General features: G+C 57.8%; 17 protein-coding genes. 11 read left to right on the forward strand and 6 right to left on the reverse strand.

Annotated features, from left to right (window positions below):
* Positions 1 to 14: 14 nt before the first annotated feature.
* Positions 15 to 1,241, reverse strand: coding sequence for a molybdopterin molybdotransferase MoeA (locus AC1RL4_RS26785; RefSeq protein WP_096480826.1), 1,227 nt, complete (start codon positions 1,239 to 1,241; stop codon positions 15 to 17).
* Positions 1,225 to 1,764, reverse strand: coding sequence for a molybdenum cofactor biosynthesis protein B (moaB, locus tag AC1RL4_RS26790; RefSeq protein ID WP_007940044.1), 540 nt, complete (start codon positions 1,762 to 1,764; stop codon positions 1,225 to 1,227). Before moaB ends, AC1RL4_RS26785 begins: the two co-directional genes overlap by 17 nt.
* An 81-nt stretch (positions 1,765 to 1,845) precedes the next feature.
* On the opposite strand from moaB, the gene mobA reads away from it, so the two are divergent.
* Both mobA and AC1RL4_RS26800 read left to right on the forward strand, forming a co-directional pair.
* Positions 1,846 to 2,448, forward strand: a complete 603-nt coding sequence (mobA, locus tag AC1RL4_RS26795) for a molybdenum cofactor guanylyltransferase MobA (RefSeq protein WP_019582513.1) — start codon at positions 1,846 to 1,848, stop codon at positions 2,446 to 2,448.
* Between the two features lie 76 nt (positions 2,449 to 2,524).
* Positions 2,525 to 2,746, forward strand: a complete 222-nt coding sequence (locus AC1RL4_RS26800; RefSeq protein WP_007940041.1) for a YgdI/YgdR family lipoprotein — start codon at positions 2,525 to 2,527, stop codon at positions 2,744 to 2,746.
* 84 nt (positions 2,747 to 2,830) lie between these two features.
* On the opposite strand, the gene AC1RL4_RS26805 is transcribed toward AC1RL4_RS26800, so the two are convergent.
* The 3 genes from AC1RL4_RS26805 to AC1RL4_RS26815 all read right to left on the reverse strand — a co-directional run bounded on the left by AC1RL4_RS26805 (position 2,831) and on the right by AC1RL4_RS26815 (position 4,517).
* On the reverse strand, positions 2,831 to 3,721 hold the full coding sequence (locus tag AC1RL4_RS26805) for a pseudouridine synthase (protein ID WP_028939024.1): 891 nt from the start codon (positions 3,719 to 3,721) through the stop codon (positions 2,831 to 2,833).
* Positions 3,722 to 3,793: 72 nt separating this feature from the next.
* The gene (locus tag AC1RL4_RS26810) at positions 3,794 to 4,114 is read right to left on the reverse strand and encodes a hypothetical protein (protein ID WP_007895054.1); all 321 of its coding nucleotides are present in this window, start codon (positions 4,112 to 4,114) and stop codon (positions 3,794 to 3,796) included.
* Between the two features lie 160 nt (positions 4,115 to 4,274).
* Positions 4,275 to 4,517 carry a glutaredoxin family protein gene (locus AC1RL4_RS26815; protein ID WP_019582515.1) on the reverse strand — a complete coding sequence of 81 codons (243 nt, stop codon included), beginning with the start codon at positions 4,515 to 4,517 and terminating at the stop codon, positions 4,275 to 4,277.
* Between the two features lie 199 nt (positions 4,518 to 4,716).
* On the opposite strand from AC1RL4_RS26815, the gene AC1RL4_RS26820 reads away from it, so the two are divergent.
* Entirely contained in the window at positions 4,717 to 6,429 is a 1,713-nt protein-coding gene (locus tag AC1RL4_RS26820) for a cation:proton antiporter (protein ID WP_230174390.1), read from the forward strand.
* Between the two features lies 1 nt (position 6,430).
* On the opposite strand, the gene AC1RL4_RS26825 is transcribed toward AC1RL4_RS26820, so the two are convergent.
* Positions 6,431 to 7,639 (reverse strand): ammonium transporter, encoded by a 1,209-nt coding sequence (locus AC1RL4_RS26825; protein ID WP_026331948.1) that lies wholly within the window; start codon positions 7,637 to 7,639, stop codon positions 6,431 to 6,433.
* 306 nt (positions 7,640 to 7,945) lie between these two features.
* Here AC1RL4_RS26825 and AC1RL4_RS26830 point away from each other — a divergent pair, with 306 nt between their 5' ends.
* The 8 genes from AC1RL4_RS26830 (at position 7,946) to AC1RL4_RS26865 (ending at position 16,394) form a co-directional block, all read left to right on the forward strand.
* A complete protein-coding gene (locus AC1RL4_RS26830) occupies positions 7,946 to 8,260 on the forward strand; it encodes an ElaB/YgaM/YqjD family protein (RefSeq protein ID WP_007940034.1) in 315 nt (104 codons plus the stop codon).
* 1 nt (position 8,261) lies between these two features.
* Positions 8,262 to 8,651 carry a phage holin family protein gene (locus tag AC1RL4_RS26835; RefSeq protein WP_018930007.1) on the forward strand — a complete coding sequence of 130 codons (390 nt, stop codon included), beginning with the start codon at positions 8,262 to 8,264 and terminating at the stop codon, positions 8,649 to 8,651.
* On the forward strand, positions 8,648 to 8,989 hold the full coding sequence (locus AC1RL4_RS26840) for a hypothetical protein (protein WP_019582519.1): 342 nt from the start codon (positions 8,648 to 8,650) through the stop codon (positions 8,987 to 8,989). The genes AC1RL4_RS26835 and AC1RL4_RS26840 overlap by 4 nt, the downstream gene beginning before the upstream one ends.
* A 125-nt stretch (positions 8,990 to 9,114) precedes the next feature.
* Entirely contained in the window at positions 9,115 to 10,278 is a 1,164-nt protein-coding gene (locus AC1RL4_RS26845) for an EAL domain-containing protein (protein WP_019582520.1), read from the forward strand.
* Positions 10,279 to 10,345: 67 nt separating this feature from the next.
* Positions 10,346 to 11,677, forward strand: coding sequence for a deoxyguanosinetriphosphate triphosphohydrolase (locus AC1RL4_RS26850; RefSeq protein WP_230174392.1), 1,332 nt, complete (start codon positions 10,346 to 10,348; stop codon positions 11,675 to 11,677).
* Positions 11,678 to 11,848: 171 nt separating this feature from the next.
* Entirely contained in the window at positions 11,849 to 12,253 is a 405-nt protein-coding gene (locus AC1RL4_RS26855; protein WP_028939022.1) for a response regulator, read from the forward strand.
* A gap of 245 nt (positions 12,254 to 12,498) precedes the next feature.
* Entirely contained in the window at positions 12,499 to 13,125 is a 627-nt protein-coding gene (locus AC1RL4_RS26860; RefSeq protein ID WP_007940027.1) for a response regulator transcription factor, read from the forward strand.
* 41 nt (positions 13,126 to 13,166) lie between these two features.
* Complete coding sequence (locus AC1RL4_RS26865; RefSeq protein WP_493120532.1) at positions 13,167 to 16,394, forward strand: transporter substrate-binding domain-containing protein; 3,228 nt, start codon at positions 13,167 to 13,169, stop codon at positions 16,392 to 16,394.
* Positions 16,395 to 16,396: the final 2 nt, after the last annotated feature.

The raw sequence follows: 16,396 nt of genomic DNA on the forward strand, positions 1-16,396 counted from the left end.
AACCAGGACCTGCATCAGCCCAGGACTTCACTCAACGGGATGAAGCTCACACTTTCACCCTCGATCAGCGTACGGTCCTCCAGCACTTCAACCAGACCATCCGCCCAGGCGGCACTGCGCAGTACGCCAGAGCTCTGATTCTTGTAGATGATTGCCCGGCCATTCTCCAGGCGTCCGCGCAAGTACTCACGTCGGTTACCAGCCTTTGGCCAGACAAACCCTGCCGGTACCTGAAACTTCAGGGGTTCGATCTCTTTTACGCCTTGGCGGCGCAAGAGGTAGGGCCTCGCCAACAGAGCAAAAGTCACCAGGGTTGACGCCGGATTGCCGGGCAAACCAATGACAGGCACACCGCGAAAATGCCCGAACGTCAGCGGCTTGCCTGGCTTGATGGCAAGCTTCCACAGGGTCAACTCGCCCTCTTCCCGCAAGGCAATGCCCAGAAAGTCGGCTTCTCCCACTGATACGCCACCGGTGGAGAGAATCAGGTCGACATCCTTCAACTCGCCGAGACGGGCACGAGTGGTCGCTAAATCATCGGGAAGAATGCCAGCATCGATCACCTCACAGCCCAAGCGCTGCAACCAGCTGCAAAGCAACACTCGATTGCTGTTGTAGATCTGTCCCGGTCCAAGGGCCTGGCCCGGCTCAATCAGCTCATCCCCGGTAGACAAAACCGCAACACGAACCTTGCGAACCACATCCAGTTCAGCGCACCCCAACGATGCCGCCAGCCCCTGTTCGATGGGACCCAGGCGTGTACCGGCGGGCAAGATCAACTCACCGGCGGTGGTTTCCTGGCCTTGTGGACGGATGTTCTGCCCCGGGGTCATGGTCTCGGTGAAACGTACCCGCTCATCCGCCTGAACCTCGGCGTTCTCCTGCATCTCGACACAGTCGGCACCCGCGGGCACAGGCGCGCCGGTGAAGATCCGCGCACAGGTCCCAGGCTTCAAGGGCTCCGGAGCCTGACCCGCAAAAATCTTCTGGCTGACCGGCAACGGTTCTCCCGTCCAGTCGGCGACGCGCAAGGCATACCCATCCATGGCACTGTTGGGCCAAGGCGGCAGATCAAGTGTCGAGACCAGATCAGCAGCCAGTACACGCCCCTGAACCTGCGCCAACGGCAAGCGTTGGTGCTCATGAATTCTCGAGGCGTCGGCCATTTCCAGTAGCCGCGCGAGCGCCACCTCGACAGCCATCAGGCTGCCAGTCTTGCCTGGCTTACCCGCGGGATTCACAGGGTGCCGCCTGTTTCAGATGGGTCACGAAATTGCACGGACGGTGCCGGGAATCCAGTTGTTCGGCGAGAATGCCGTCCCAACCGGTGCGCACCGCATTGGTCGAACCCGGCAAGCAGCAAACCAGCGTGCCATTGGCCAGACCGGCCAAGGCCCGGGACTGAACCGTGGAAGTACCGATATCCGCCACCGATATCTGCCGGAATAGTTCACCAAAACCATCGACCTGCTTATCCAACAAGCAACTCACCGCTTCGGGCGTGCTGTCACGACCGGTAAACCCGGTACCGCCAGTGATCAGCACCACTTGCACGACTTCATCGGCAATCCAGTTGGCCACTTGCGCACGAATTTTGTAGAGATCATCTTTGAGCAATACACGGGCTGCCAGGTTATGACCGGCAGCGCTCAAGCGGTCAACGAAGACCTGGCCTGAGGTATCGGTTTCCAGGGTGCGGGTATCGCTGACAGTCAGCACCGCGATGTTGAGCGGTGCGAAAGGTACATCAGCCTTGGCTTTCATAGGCTCGTCCAGTTGTAGGAGAAACAGCCCGGTGTTATATCACAGCGCCTCATTTTTTCGCCGCCCCCATGGAGAAGTGCAATGACCTCGGATACACCTTTGGCGCCATGCTCCATTTTGCTCCTGGCGGGCGGGCGTGGCCAACGCATGGGCGGTCAGGACAAAGGTTTGCTGGAATGGCACGGCGAGCCACTGATCGCGCATCTGCACCGCAAGACCCGTCTGCTGAGTGATGATCTGATCATCTCCTGCAACAGAAACCTGGAGAAATATGCGCCTTATGCGGATCAACTGGTCCATGACGATGAAGGCGACTTTCCGGGGCCATTGGCGGGTATTCGCGCAGGCCTGAAGGCCGCCCGCCACACGCACCTGCTGGTATTACCCTGCGATGTGCCACGCATCGATGCGGCGCTGCTCCAGAACATGCGTGAAACTGCCGCGCAGCATCCGGACAAACCGTTGATGCTGCGCCATGGAGAACACTGGGAACCTTTGCTGTGCATGATTCCCGTCGTTCTTTCAGGGGCTTTCGAGACGGCCTGGAACGAAGGCGAGCGCAGCCCGGGCCGACTGATGCGCACATTGGGCGCCATGGCCCTGCAGTGCCCCGACAACGACCCTCGCCTGGCCAACCTCAATACGCCGGAACTGTTAAGCACGCATCACACTGTGTCAGACTGACACTCGAAGGAACTTGCGCGCGCTGCATACGTCTCAAGCTCAGTATTCAAAAGATTTTCCATTCGGAGACACACCCATGACCCAACGGACCCTCGCCACTTTCATGCTCGCACTGGGCCTTGCGACCCTCGCCGGTTGTGCATCGCCTTCAGTGATCACCTTGAATGACGGTCGAGAAATCCAGGCCGTCGACGCGCCTAAGTACGATCAAGAATCGGGCTTTTACGAGTTCGAACAACTGGATGGCAAACACATCCGTATCAACAAGGATCAGGTTCGTACCGTTAAAGAGTTGTAATCTTTGCGGCGACCATCGGATACAGAAAAGCCCGCTTTTAAAGCGGGCTTTTTCGTGGCTGAAGAAAAGCAGGTTTGCCTGTAATCACCACTCCAGGGCGATTGTGCTTTCGAACTCTCTTTCCTGCCCCGTGACCGGATCGACAAATCGCAATCCCTGGGCCAGCAGCTTCAAGGGGTTGGCATAGTCGTCTTCTACGTCCTTGAGCACCTGCGGATAGAACGGGTCATTGCAGATGCCAGCCCCCAGGGCCGCCATGTGCACTCGCAACTGATGTTTCTTGCCCGTTACCGGGTAAAGCGCATAGCGCCAGAATTCACCGTTTTTTTCCCTGACCTCGACAGCCGTCTCCGTATTGCTAACGCCCGGACCTTCCTGCATGCGAAAAAACGGCTCGCCATCGATGAGTCGACTTTTATGAACCATCGGGAAGGTCAGTTCAGGCAATGCCCGGGCGATTGCTTCGTAGCGTTTTTCGATCTGACGTGTAGGAAACAACGACTGATACGCCGACCGACTCTGAGGATTGGCTGAGAACAGCACCAGCCCTGCTGTATGCCGGTCAATACGATGCAAAGGCACCAGATGCGGGTTATCCAGTCGCCGGATCAGTCGTCGCAGCAATGTCTGCTCCACATACTCCCCAGCCGGCGTCACCGGCAGGAAGTGCGGTTTGTCCGCCACCACCAGATGCTCGTCGGCATAGAGGATCGACTCCACCACCGGGATCGGTTTTTCGTCCGGTACTTCACGAAAATAATGAATCCGCAAACCTTCCTTGTAAGGCAGGTCCAGGGCGATCGGCATGCCTTGCCCATCGAGGACACGACCGCGAGCAATTCTGTCCAGCCATTGCTCACGACCGATGGCGCTGAAGTGTTCGCACAGGCAATCGAATACGGTCTGCCACGGACCAGGCGGCAGATAGAGCGTGCTGGCCTGGTTGTGCGCAGCAGAAAACGATGAAGTGGACATACGAAAAACTCTAACCCTCAATGCAGGGCAGCATTATCCAACAGTGGCCGGAACGAACCTAGAAGAGAATCCTCAGGCCGGTATTGACTGCGTTCGAGCGGCCGCTTCGGTGAACTCCTTGAGCCAGCGCAGCACATCGACCGCTTCCCAGCGACCCGGATCATAAAGCGCATACAACAACCCCTGATAGCCCACGACATCGAGCTGCCGGTGATAACCCGCACGCTGGAACAAGGCTTCGATTTCGGCGAAACAGGTATTGAAATGCAGTTTGTTGAAAGGCGTTTTTCCTTCCGTGACCAGACCATCCAGACGCAATTCGAGAACCGCCTCGCGCACCACGTCCGCCGACATCCGGTTCACGCTGTTCTTCAATTGTTCGACATTGACCACATTTCATCCCTCTGACGTCCGGGATCATCTGCCCAAACCCGAACAGGGAGAAGCATGGCAGGCAATCCGAATAACTGTATACACATACAGTAACCGAATAACCAACCTTTCGCCAACGAATGAAACGAGGATCGCGACAGGTGGGGCATCGCCAGCAGTGTCAGGATTCGCGCAGGAACGCCACCACCTGCTCGGCACTAAACGGCCAGCCCAGTTCAGCGCCGGTATCGACCCGACGCAACACCGGAATACGCAGGCTGTAGGCTTCGAACCAGGTTTCATCGTCAGCGATATCCACCAGCTCCACCAACAGACCACGCTCGACAAACTCCATCAGCATGGCTTCGGCGACTTCACAAAGATGGCAACCAACGGTGCCGAACAGCTGACATTCAGGAGGCATGACGACAAGACCAAACGAAGTAAGCGCTCATTCTAGGCCCGCCATCAAACGCAGTCGAGCCGACGTCCGAGCAACGGTGATTTCAAGAGATTTCGGCAAAACTCTGACGCAAATCATTTGCGTCAGCGGTCATTTGCGCGATGCTCGCGTCTTTTTTGCCTCTACGCTTGAGTAGCCAGAACCCTCACCGGAGTTTTTTGTGTTTGCCAACTTGTTGATCATCCTCGCCTCCTCCCTGGTGGTGATTGCACTGTTCCAGCGCCTGCGTTTGCCACCGGTGCTGGGCTACTTGTGCGTAGGGCTGATGATCGGGCCGACAGCGTTCAACTGGGTGAACGAAAACGAAGATTTGCCCGATCTGGCTGAATTGGGCGTGGTGTTCCTGCTGTTCTCCCTGGGGCTTGAGTTTTCCCTGTCGAAGATGCTCGCACTGCGCCAGGTGGTGTTTGGCCTGGGCAGCCTGCAAGTGCTGGGGTCCGGGATCTTGCTGGGAGCTTTGCTGATGCTGTTCGGCATGCCGATCATACCGGCCCTGTTACTCGGCGCCGGTCTGGCGCTGTCGTCTACCGCCATTGTCAGCAAGGAGTTGAGCAGCCTCGGCGAAATATTCAGCCGTCACGGCCAGAATGCCATCGCCGTGCTGTTGTTCCAGGACGTGATTGCGGTGTTGCTGCTGACGCTTGTGCCGGTGTTCGCCGGCAGCAGCGACCAGGCCTGGTATTGGGCGCTGCCGTTGACGCTGGCCAAGACCCTGGTGCTGTTCGTCGGTTTGCTGCTGGTCAGTCGCTGGTTTCTGCCACGGCTGTTCCATGAAGTCGCCGCGGCCCGGTCCGCGGAGCTGTTCGTGCTGTTGGCACTGGTGATTGTTCTGCTGACGGCCTGGCTGACTCACCTGCTCGGCCTCTCTCCTGCCCTGGGCGCCTTTCTCGCCGGCATGCTGCTGGGGGAAAGCCATTACCGACATCAGATCGAGGCCGACATCCGTCCGTTCCGCGATATTCTGCTCGGAGTGTTCTTCGTCAGTATCGGCATGCTGATCGACTTGCGCCTGTTTGCCAGCCACGGCCTGCTGATTCTCGGTCTGACGCTTGGGTTGCTGCTGATCAAAGGCACCGTGGTCGCCCTGCTGGTCAAATGGCGCGGCAGCGATGGTGAAACCGCCTGGCGTAGCGGCCTGGCATTGGCCCAGGGCGGCGAATTCTGCTTTGCCCTGATGGCGCAGATGCAACAGAACAAACTGATGCCCGCCGACCTCGGCGGCCTGCTGCTGGCCGCCACATTCTGCTCGATGCTGGTAACGCCTGTACTCCTGCGCGCCGCTCCCCGCATCGCCATGCGTCTGCACCGCAAACCCAACAAAGCAGCCGAACTCGAAGAAATCAGCGCGCTCAACGCCGGCCTGCACAATCACGTGGTGATCTGTGGCTACGGCCGCGTCGGTCAATCCATCGGGCGTTTCCTGCGTCATGCTCAGCAACCGTACATCGCGCTGGACACCGATCCGGTTCGGGTCCAGGAAGCCGTGGTCAATGAAAGCAGTGTGCACTACGGCGACTCACGCCGCGGCGAGCTGCTGATCGCGATAGGGCTGGAGCGTGCAAGATTGTTGGTGGTTGCCGTGGACAAGACGGACATCGCCCTGCTGATTCTCAAGGAAGCACGGCGGTTCAACCCGACCGTGCCGATCCTGGTGCGCACCCGGGATGACAGCCAGTTGGCCGAGTTGAAGGCGGCCGGTGCCAGCGAAGTCGTACCCGAGTTGCTGGAGTCCAGCCTGATGCTCGCCTCCCACGCGCTGATCATGCTGGGCATACCCGGTCAGCAGGTGCAGGATCGGGTCGACCAAGTACGACATGACCGCTATCGCCTGCTGCACGATTTTTATCCCGGCGCCAACGATGAAGAACGCTGATTCAATCCTGGCTCACGGCGCCGATCTTGTGCACCGACAAATCCGCGCCGTAATACTCTTCTTCCTGGCTCAGGCGCAAGCCATGGACCGCCTTGATCGCGCCATACACGGCAAAACCACCGGCCAGCGCCACGACCACCCCCAAAGAGGTGCCGATCAACTGGCTGATCAGGCTCACACCCCCCAAACCACCCAAAGCGGTTTGCCCGAAGATGCCGCAAGCGATCCCGCCCCAGACACCACACAGCCCATGCAAAGGCCAGACACCCAGCACATCGTCAATACGCCACTTGCCTTGAGCTGCGGTAAAGCACCAGACAAACAGGCCCCCGGCGATGGCGCCGGTCACCAATGCGCCCACCGGGTGCATCAGATCCGAACCGGCGCAGATCGCCACCAATCCGGCCAACGGGCCGTTATGCAGGAAGCCCGGGTCATTGCGCCCGACGATCAACGCCGCCACCGTGCCGCCGACCATCGCCATCAACGAATTCACCGCCACCAGCCCGCTGACCCCTTGCAGGGTCTGGGCGCTCATCACGTTGAAACCGAACCAGCCGACGATCAGGATCCACGACCCCAACGCCAGAAAGGGAATGCTCGACGGCGCGAATGCCACCAGTCGCCCGTCGCGATAACGACCTTGCCTCGGCCCCAGCAGCAACACCGCCGCGAGTGCCAGCCAGCCGCCCATGGCGTGAACCACCACAGAGCCGGCAAAGTCATGGAAACTGGCGCCAAAATGTTCCAGCAACCAGGCTTGCAGACCGAAGTTGCCGTTCCAGACCACGCCTTCGAAGAAGGGGTAGATAAACGCCACGATCAGCGCCGTCGCGCACAACTGCGGGACGAACCGGGCGCGCTCGGCGATGCCTCCGGAAATGATCGCAGGTATCGCCGCGGCAAAGGTCAGCAGAAAGAAAAACTTCACCAGCCCATAGCCATGATCGGCGGTGATCACCGCCGCCGGTTGCATAAAACTGACCCCATAGGAAATCCAATAGCCTATAAAGAAGTAGGCCAGGGTCGAAATGGCGAAGTCGCTGAGGATCTTCGACAAGGCGTTGACCTGATTCTTTTGGCGAACCGTACCGACCTCAAGAAAGGCGAAACCGGCGTGCATGGCAAGAACCATGACCGCACCGATAAGGATGAACAACGTGTTGGAGCTATGGACCAGACTGTCCACAGCACTTTGCAGATTTTCCATGGATTGGCAGACCTGAAGGCTGAAAAAAAGCACCAAAGCAGTTCGCGAAGATGGCTGACGCACCAAGTTGCAGCTCATCCAGCCCGTTGCGCTGATCCGGATGAACCGCTTTGGCGCACAAGACCGCCGCCTCTGCGCGAGTTTTAATTGTTTGAGTCAGGGGTTTCCTGAAATCATGCCCGGCAACAGCGCAATAGCGCCGGCTGACGCACCACGACGTAGCAAAAGTTGTACCAGTCATTTGTACTGAACCTTCGCGCAAGGCTCATACTCGAACGCTTCAGAAGCCACTTACGGAGATCACCAATGGCACGCATCAAGGCAAAGACTGCTCAAGAAATTCTGATGGAAGATTTTCAGACACTGGTCAGCGACACCGAACGGTTGCTGGAACACACCGCCTCCCTGGCCGGTGATCAGGCCGACGAGCTGCGCGAACAGATCCGCGACAGCCTGCTGCGTGCCCGGGAAACCCTGAAGCTGACCGAAGACGCCCTGCAAGAGCGCGGCAAAGCGGCCGTCGCCGCCACGGAAGATTACGTTCAGGCCAACCCATGGCAATCGGTCGGGATTGCAGCCGGCGTGGGTTTCCTGATTGGTCTGCTGGCCACTCGGCGCTGATATGGCGATCGATGAATCCGGCTCGTCCGCGACGGGCACCCGCTCTTCATCGCGGCGCCTGGGTGCCGCGTTTCTTGGATTGCTGCATAGCCATGTCGAACTGTTCGGCATCGAACTGCAGGAGCAAAAAGCACGTACCGTAAGCCTGTTGCTGTTTGCAGGCCTGACGCTGGTCTTTGCCTTGTTGCTGCTGGTGGGGTTGTCGACGCTGGTGTTAATCCTGTTCTGGGACACCTATCGCCTGGCGGCGATCATCGGGCTCTGTGTGTTCTACACCCTCGCTACGTTGTTCTGCGCGATGCGCTTGAGGGCAGCGATTTTCGATGAATCCTCACCCTTCCATGGCACCCTCGAAGAGCTGGCCAATGATCGGGAGCGTCTGTTGCCATGAGCATGCCTGAACTTCCCCGCAATAGTTCGCGAACTGAAATGCGCAAGGCACTGATCCGCCTGCGCATGGAAATGCATCGCCAGGAAATTCGCCACGAATCCCAACAACTGCTGCAGCCCCTGCAACGGGTGCGCGGCATGACACAAAGCCTACAAGACGGCTTCGGCATCAAACACGCCCCGCTCTGGGGCATCGCCGCCGTGCTCGGGTTGGGTTTTCTGACCGGCAAGGGTGCCAAGGGCGGCGGTCTCGGCAGCCTGACCAAGCTGGTTAGCCTGGGCGCCGCACTAGGGCCGCTGATCAAGCTGGTTATGCAGAGCGCTTCGCGCAAACACTAATCAGTCTTGTCTGGCTGCATTCTTGCAGTACCACCGGGATCAACCTCTTTATCGAGAGGTTGATCCTGCGTGCCTACCTGGCGATCAGGTATTTATCCAGAACAACACCTTAATAAGGAGGCCTCGTGATCGACGGGCAACCGCTCGCCTGTTTTCAGCCATTCATCGATACCGCCACAGGCCGTATCGCGGGTGTCGAAGCGCTGGGCCGACTGCGCCAGGCCGATGGTCAACTGATCTCGGTAGGTGCGCTGTTCGCCGATCCGCGAACCCCGGCCATCGCCCTGCGACGTCTCGATCGCCAGATTCGCGACAACGCCCTGAGCCGTCTGCATGAAGCACCCGCGGACTGGTTTCTCAGCCTGAACATCTCACCCCGCTGGATCAGCCGCTTGCGCCGGGACCAGGCACTGCCGAGCCTCAAGCAACTGAGCAGGCATGGTGTCGATGCACAGCGAATCGTCTTCGAGATCACCGAATTGGGCGGCGACAGCCAGCGTCTGGCTGAAGTCGTGGCCCGCTACCGGCAAGCTGGGGCGCGGATCGCCATCGATGATTTCGGTGCCGGTTACTCTCAACTCGATCGCGTGCTGGCCCTGCAACCGGACATTCTCAAACTCGACATGCGACTGTTCCAGGCCGCCGCGTTGGGCGGTCCCAGCAGCGATGTGGTCAAGGCACTGGCGCAAATGGCGGAAAAAACCGGTTGCTGGATCATCGCCGAAGGTGTGGAAACCGAAGCTCAACTGAATTTTGCCCTGGAGTGTGGCTCACGCTACGTACAGGGTTTTCTGTTCGCCCGAGCGCAAGCGGATTTCTTCGCCACCGACGCCTTTGTCGAGCGCTTCGCGCAACTGCGCCAGCGTTACGTTCAGCAAAAGCTGACTGAACGCGCTCGCCTGATGATCATGCGCCAGCAACTCAGCGAACTGATGACCATCCTGCAAGCCTGGGCTCAAGCCAGCGCCCCCCTCAGCGCCTTGCCGCAACTGCAGGCGTTTCCATGGCTGCTGCGTTTTTATCAGTGCGACCGCCACGGCACGCAACTGACCCCCAACCTGGAATGGCGCAACAACGGCTGGGAAGCCGATAACCGCTACCTGGGCCATAACTGGTCATGGCGCCCCTATTTCTATCACCTGCTGGCCGAGGGTTGGGATGAGCGCCGTCTGACGCTTTCCAACACTTACCGCGACGCCACCAGCAATCAGTACTGCCTCACTGCCGGGCAGTTTTTCGATAACGGCGAACGGCTACTGCTCATCGATATCGACGCTGCGGGGTTGTAGTTCTCCTTGCAGGTACCAGCGCGAAACGGGAAGCTAGGGGTTCAGTCACCTGACGGAGAAACCAGCCTTGGATTGGCACACCCTGCTTACCCGCGAACGCCTCGGAAAACCTGTGCACAGCCCGGAAGAACTCGGCCGCAGTCCTTTCCATAAAGACCACGACCGGATCATTTTCTCAGGCGCGTTTCGCCGTCTCGGGCGCAAGACCCAGGTCCATCCGGTCTCCAGCAACGATCACATTCATACACGCCTGACCCACTCGCTGGAAGTCAGCTGCGTCGGCCGTTCGCTGGGGATGCGCGTCGGTGAAACCATCCGCAGCGCGCTGCCCGACTGGTGCGAACCGAGCGACCTGGGGATGGTGGTGCAATCGGCCTGCCTGGCCCATGACATCGGCAACCCACCCTTCGGCCACTCTGGCGAAGACGCGATCCGCCACTGGTTCCAGCAGGCCGCCGGCCGTGGCTGGCTGGATGCCATGAGCGAAGCCGAACGCAACGACTTCCTCAACTTCGAAGGCAATGCCCAAGGTTTCCGGGTGCTCACCCAGCTTGAATACCATCAGTTCGAAGGAGGCACCCGGCTGACCTATGCCACCCTGGGCACCTACCTGAAATACCCGTGGACGGCCCGGCACGCCGACTCACTGGGCTACAAGAAACACAAGTTCGGCTGCTACCAGAGCGAACTGCCGCTGCTGGAACAGATCGCGCATAAACTCGGCCTGCCCCAACTGGAAGAGCAGCGCTGGGCGCGCCATCCGCTGGTGTATCTGATGGAGGCCGCCGACGACATCTGCTACGCGCTGATCGATCTGGAAGATGGCCTGGAAATGGAGCTGCTGGAGTACGCCGAAGTCGAGTCCCTGCTGCTGGACCTGGTGGGCGACGATCTCCCGGAAACCTATCGCCAGCTCGGTCCACAGGATTCGCGGCGGCGCAAACTGGCGATTCTGCGGGGCAAAGCCATCGAACACCTGACCAACGCAGCTGCCCGAGCCTTTGTCGAGCAACAGGACGCGTTGCTGTCCGGCACGCTACCGGGGGACCTTGTCGAACACATGTATGGCCCGGCCAAACGCTGTGTCTTGAATGCCAAGGACATGGCACGCAAAAAAATCTTCCAGGACAAGCGCAAGACGCTCCACGAAATCGGCGCCTACACCACCCTGGAAATCCTGCTCAATGCTTTTTGCGGCGCAGCATTGGAGCAACACAACGGTCGTACGCCCTCCTTCAAGAACCGGCGCATACTCGACCTGTTGGGCAACAATGCACCCGATCCCCATGGCCCGTTGCACACCTCTTTCTTGCGCATGATTGATTTCATCGCCGGCATGACCGACAGCTATGCCGGTGAAATGGCGCTGGAAATGACCGGTCGTTCAAGCCACGGATAACAGCGCATCGATCAGCCGTGTCAGCGATGCCTGAACGGCTGATCGAATGCCTCGACATTCATCTGTATTTCAACATCGACAGAATCGCCCTACACCTTGTGCAGAGCTGACTGATCGATTGTTCGGCCATCTCGCGAAACAATTGCACACCCACTGCTCGACAGATGACGCATGAAAACTCCTACGTTCAAACACGATTGGCACATATTGCTGGTGGAAGATCATCCGTTTCAGCTGAGAGCGACTCAATACCTGCTCGAGAGTTACGGCTTCACCCAGCTGACCACCACTGACAGTGCCGAAGGCGCCTTGCAACAAATGCTCAAAGCTGCGCAACCGTTCGATATTCTTCTGTGCGACCAATGCCTGCCCGACCTTCCCGGTCTTGATTTGATCGAGTTCGCCAGTCACCGGGGAATGATCAGACAGGCAATACTGCTGAGCAGCCTGACATCCGCCGAACTGGAAAAACTTAAAACAGTAGCCTACGAACACGGACTTCCCTTGCTGGGTTATTTGATCAAACCATTGAAACAATCAGACTTTAGAAACTTGTTGACCTTAGCCTCACAATAAAACACCACACACTAAAACCACACCAAAAACACAGATTAAAACTTATAACCGAACGTTTTCACCCTCTTGACTACACCATCAAAACTTTACCCCTTCCTCATTCACAACCTAGTTGGTACGTAGTCCATTTCTTTTTCAATTGTAGGACTTTTCCTATATTGATGCTATCGGCTTGTCAGTTCATGCGCCCCCTCAACTAGTGAGCTAAGGTGCGCGCTTTATTTGTGCACGTATGGGATTTGATTATGAACTCCGTTTTTATTGTCGACGATCACCCTGTCATCCGCCTTGCCGTTCGAATGCTGCTGGAACATGAAGGTTACAAAGTCGTCGGTGAAACTGACAATGGCGTCGATGCCATGCAAATGGTGCGCGAATGCATGCCCGACCTGATCATCCTCGACATCAGTATTCCCAAACTGGATGGGCTGGAAGTGCTCTCACGTTTCAACGCAATGAGCACGCCATTAAAAACACTGGTGCTAACTGCACAATGCCCAAAACTTTTTGGTATTCGCTGCATGCAGTCAGGTGCATCAGGGTATGTATGCAAACAGGAAGAGCTCAGTGAACTGGTGAGCGCGATCAAAGCAGTATTATCAGGTTACAACTACTTCCCCAGCGAGGCCTTGAACCCAGTTCGTTGTGACGACGCACAGTGGGCAGACCTGGACTTATTCAAATCCGTAAATGATCGAGAGTTGATGGTATTACAACTTTTTGCCCAAGGTCGCACCAACAAGGAAATTGCCAAGGGCATGTTCCTCAGCAACAAGACTGTCAGCACCTATAAAAAACGACTTATGCAGAAACTCAAAGCCAAATCTCTGGTTGAACTCATCGATATGGCAAAACGTAACGCGTTAGTGTGAGGAACAGGATGCCCAGTCGTTTGAAGGATTATCTAAGACTCATGGTCGCGGCTTTATGCCTGAGTACCCCGGTGCTCGCGGCGCAGACGGCCAGCGAAAACTACACCCTGCTCAGTCGCTCAACGACCGGGCACATGGAAGTCCAACTGGGTACCTCACAAAGACAATGGGTCAAAGACAAACGTGAATTGATCCTGGGCACGTCAGGCCCGGATTATCCACCTTTCGACCTGACCCTCAGCGGCCACGACTACGAAGGTTTCACCGCCGACTACGCCGGCATCCTCGGTAAGGTTACGGGGTTGCCCGTCAAGGTTCAGCGCTTCGCGTCCAGAGGGGCTGCGATCGAGGCACTGGAAAAGGGTCAGGTCGACATGCTTGGCACCGCCAACGGGTTCGAGGCCGACAATGCCGACATTGCGCTGTCCATCCCTTACGCAGTGGATCAACCCGTGCTGGTCACACGGGAAGGAGAAACCCGATCACTGTCAGATGGACTCGCCGGCCTGCGACTTAGCATGGTCTATCACTATCTGCCTCTGGATGAAGTCAGGGTGCTATACCCCAAGGCAATCATCACCTCCTACCCGTCCTACCAGAATGCAATCAATGCGGTTGCCTTCGACCAGGCCGACGTTTTTCTCGGTGACACCATTTCAACTCATTACATGATCAACAAGGGGTATCTGAACAACATCCGCATGGCCAACTTCGGTAAACACGAAGCCCATGGTTTCAGCTTTGCCGTACAGAAGGACAACCCGGACCTGCTCGGGATCATCAACTCGGTACTCAAGGCCATCCCCACCAGCGAACGGGAAAACATCGCCAAACGCTGGAGTGCCGGCAGCGACATTCTTCTCACCGATCAAAAACTGCAACTCACCCACCACGAAGAGCGCTGGCTGGCGCAACATCCGGTTGTGCGGGTGGTGGTTAATGAAGCATTTGCGCCGCTGACGTTTTTTGACAGCGACGGCAACTTTCGGGGTGTCACGGCTGACCTGCTCGAACTGATCAGATTGCGTACCGGTTTGCGCTTCGAGATCCAGCGCAGCCGAAGCGATGACGAGATGGTCGAGCAGATCGCCAACCAGCAGGCCGACCTGATCGCCGCCCTTCTCCCCAGCGCACAGCGTGAAACGATATTGAACTTCAGCCGCCCTTATCTGGAAAACTCCTTTGTCCTGCTGACACGCAAAGCGGCCGACAGCCCGACTAACCTCAACCAGCTGCAGGACAAACGCCTGGCCATTGCCCAGGGCAATCCACTAGTGGATTACCTGCGCAGCGAGTTTCCGCGGATCAACCTGGTTGAAACACCAGACACCTTCAGCGCCGTGGAGTTGCTCGCCGAGGGCAAGGCAGAAGGTGCGGTGAACTCATTGGTGATCGCCAATTACTTCATCTCATCGCGGATCTTCGAGCGGACACTTCAGATCACCACCACCATCGGCACCCAACAGGCGGCATTTTCCCTGGCGACCGGGCGCGACGCCAAAGAACTGAATGCCATCCTCGACAAGGCGCTGTTGAGCATCGCACCGGAAGAGCTGGGTATCATCAATAACCGCTGGCGTGGCTATTCGGCGGCCTCGCAAAGTACCTGGCGCAACTATCACAGAGTGTTCTATCAGATCGTTACCGGTGCTGGCGTACTGCTGCTGATCTCCGTTGCCTGGAACGCCTATATGAGACGCCAGATAAAACAGCGGCAGGCGGCGAAAGAACGTGCCGATGAAGCCAACCGGGCTAAAAGCACCTTTCTGGCAACCATGAGCCATGAGATCCGCACGCCGATGAACGCGATCATCGGCATGCTGGAGCTAACACTCAAACGTATTGACCCTGGCCATCCGGATCGGCCGGCCATCGACGTCGCGTATCACTCGGCAAAAGACCTGTTGGAACTGATCGGGGACATTCTCGACATTGCGCGCATCGAATCCGGACGTCTGAGCCTGAGCCCGGAACGCGTCAATCTGGCTGAAGCCGTGGCCTCGGTGGTGAGGATCTTCGACGGGCTGGCCCGGCAAAAGAATCTTGGACTGCACCTGGCATTCAACCCTGCAAAACCTGCGACCGATGTCCTGTTGGACCCGATGCGTTTCAAACAGGTGCTGTCCAACCTGGTCAGCAATGCAATCAAGTTTACGCAACAGGGTCAGGTCAGGATCAGCCTCGAGTTGCAACCGACCGACGAGCCCGACCGCATGCAGCTGCAGTTGCTGGTTGAGGACAGTGGCGCCGGAATCAGCGAGCAGGATCAGCAGCGACTGTTCGAGCCTTTCGTCCAGGCCAATAACTCCGACCAGTTAGCCAGGGGCGGTGCGGGGCTGGGCCTGGTGATCAGCCGCAATCTGTGCGAAATGATGGGCGGCAACCTGCAATTGAGCAGCCAGCCAGGGGTCGGCACTCAGGTTCGGGTTTCGCTGAATCTGGCAACCCTGCCGCCTGTACAGATGCCGGAAATTGCCGAGCCACAGATTCACCAGAGCGCTGCCCCCTTGAACGTTCTGGTGGTCGACGATCACCCGGCCAATCGCTTGCTCATGTGCCAGCAACTGGAGTTTCTGGGGCATCGGTTCAAGGTCGCAGCAGATGGCGAGGCGGGATTGGAGGCGTGGAAAGATCAGCCATTCGACCTGGTGATTGCCGATTGCAATATGCCGATCATGAATGGATATGAGATGGCTCGTGCCATTCGCCAACATGAACAGCTAATGCAGCGCCCTGCCTGTACCGTTCTGGGTTTCACCGCTAATGCGCAACCGGAGGAAAGACAACGCTGCAAACAAGCCGGGATGGACGATTGCCTGTTCAAACCTCTCAGCCTGACAGCCTTGAGCCAATGGATCGAAGGCATTGCACCGACGGTCCGCGACCCGGCGTTCAGTCTGGAGGGGCTGCATCTGTTAACCGGTGGCAACCCGGCACTGAACCGGCGATTGTTGACCGAGCTGCTGAATAGCAACTACCTGGATCGGCAAACGCTGCTGACGTTGTCCCGGTCAAACGACCGGCAGTCACTCCTCGACATTGCCCACAAAATCAAGGGAGCGGCGCGAATCGTCCAGGCCTCCCGACTGATCGACAGTTGCGAGGCGCTCGAAAAGGCCTGCCATAACAGGCTACACCACGATCAAGTGGCCAATTGCAGCAAGTCCATGGAGCGCGCCATGCTCGAACTCGATCACGCATTGCAACTACAGCTCGCGCGCCACGACAAACAGCAGAATGACGGAGCGTTAACTATGCTGGAAGGCTGAGC

This window comes from Pseudomonas sp. GW822-FHT07A10 (assembly GCF_058798795.1).

Excerpts from the sequence above, each read along its gene's own strand:
- AC1RL4_RS26835 (WP_018930007.1), top strand. The coding sequence starts at position 8,262 with ATGGCGATCGATGAATCCGGCTCGTCCGCGACGGGCACCCGCTCTTCA.
- AC1RL4_RS26805 (WP_028939024.1), bottom strand. The coding sequence starts at position 3,721 with ATGTCCACTTCATCGTTTTCTGCTGCGCACAACCAGGCCAGCACGCTC.
- AC1RL4_RS26825 (WP_026331948.1), bottom strand. The coding sequence starts at position 7,639 with ATGGAAAATCTGCAAAGTGCTGTGGACAGTCTGGTCCATAGCTCCAAC.
- moaB (WP_007940044.1), bottom strand. The coding sequence starts at position 1,764 with ATGAAAGCCAAGGCTGATGTACCTTTCGCACCGCTCAACATCGCGGTG.
- AC1RL4_RS26815 (WP_019582515.1), bottom strand. The coding sequence starts at position 4,517 with ATGCCTCCTGAATGTCAGCTGTTCGGCACCGTTGGTTGCCATCTTTGT.
- AC1RL4_RS26865 (WP_493120532.1), top strand. The coding sequence starts at position 13,167 with ATGGTCGCGGCTTTATGCCTGAGTACCCCGGTGCTCGCGGCGCAGACG.
- AC1RL4_RS26860 (WP_007940027.1), top strand. The coding sequence starts at position 12,499 with ATGAACTCCGTTTTTATTGTCGACGATCACCCTGTCATCCGCCTTGCC.
- AC1RL4_RS26855 (WP_028939022.1), top strand. The coding sequence starts at position 11,849 with ATGAAAACTCCTACGTTCAAACACGATTGGCACATATTGCTGGTGGAA.
- AC1RL4_RS26830 (WP_007940034.1), top strand. The coding sequence starts at position 7,946 with ATGGCACGCATCAAGGCAAAGACTGCTCAAGAAATTCTGATGGAAGAT.
- AC1RL4_RS26800 (WP_007940041.1), top strand. The coding sequence starts at position 2,525 with ATGACCCAACGGACCCTCGCCACTTTCATGCTCGCACTGGGCCTTGCG.
- mobA (WP_019582513.1), top strand. The coding sequence starts at position 1,846 with ATGACCTCGGATACACCTTTGGCGCCATGCTCCATTTTGCTCCTGGCG.
- AC1RL4_RS26840 (WP_019582519.1), top strand. The coding sequence starts at position 8,648 with ATGAGCATGCCTGAACTTCCCCGCAATAGTTCGCGAACTGAAATGCGC.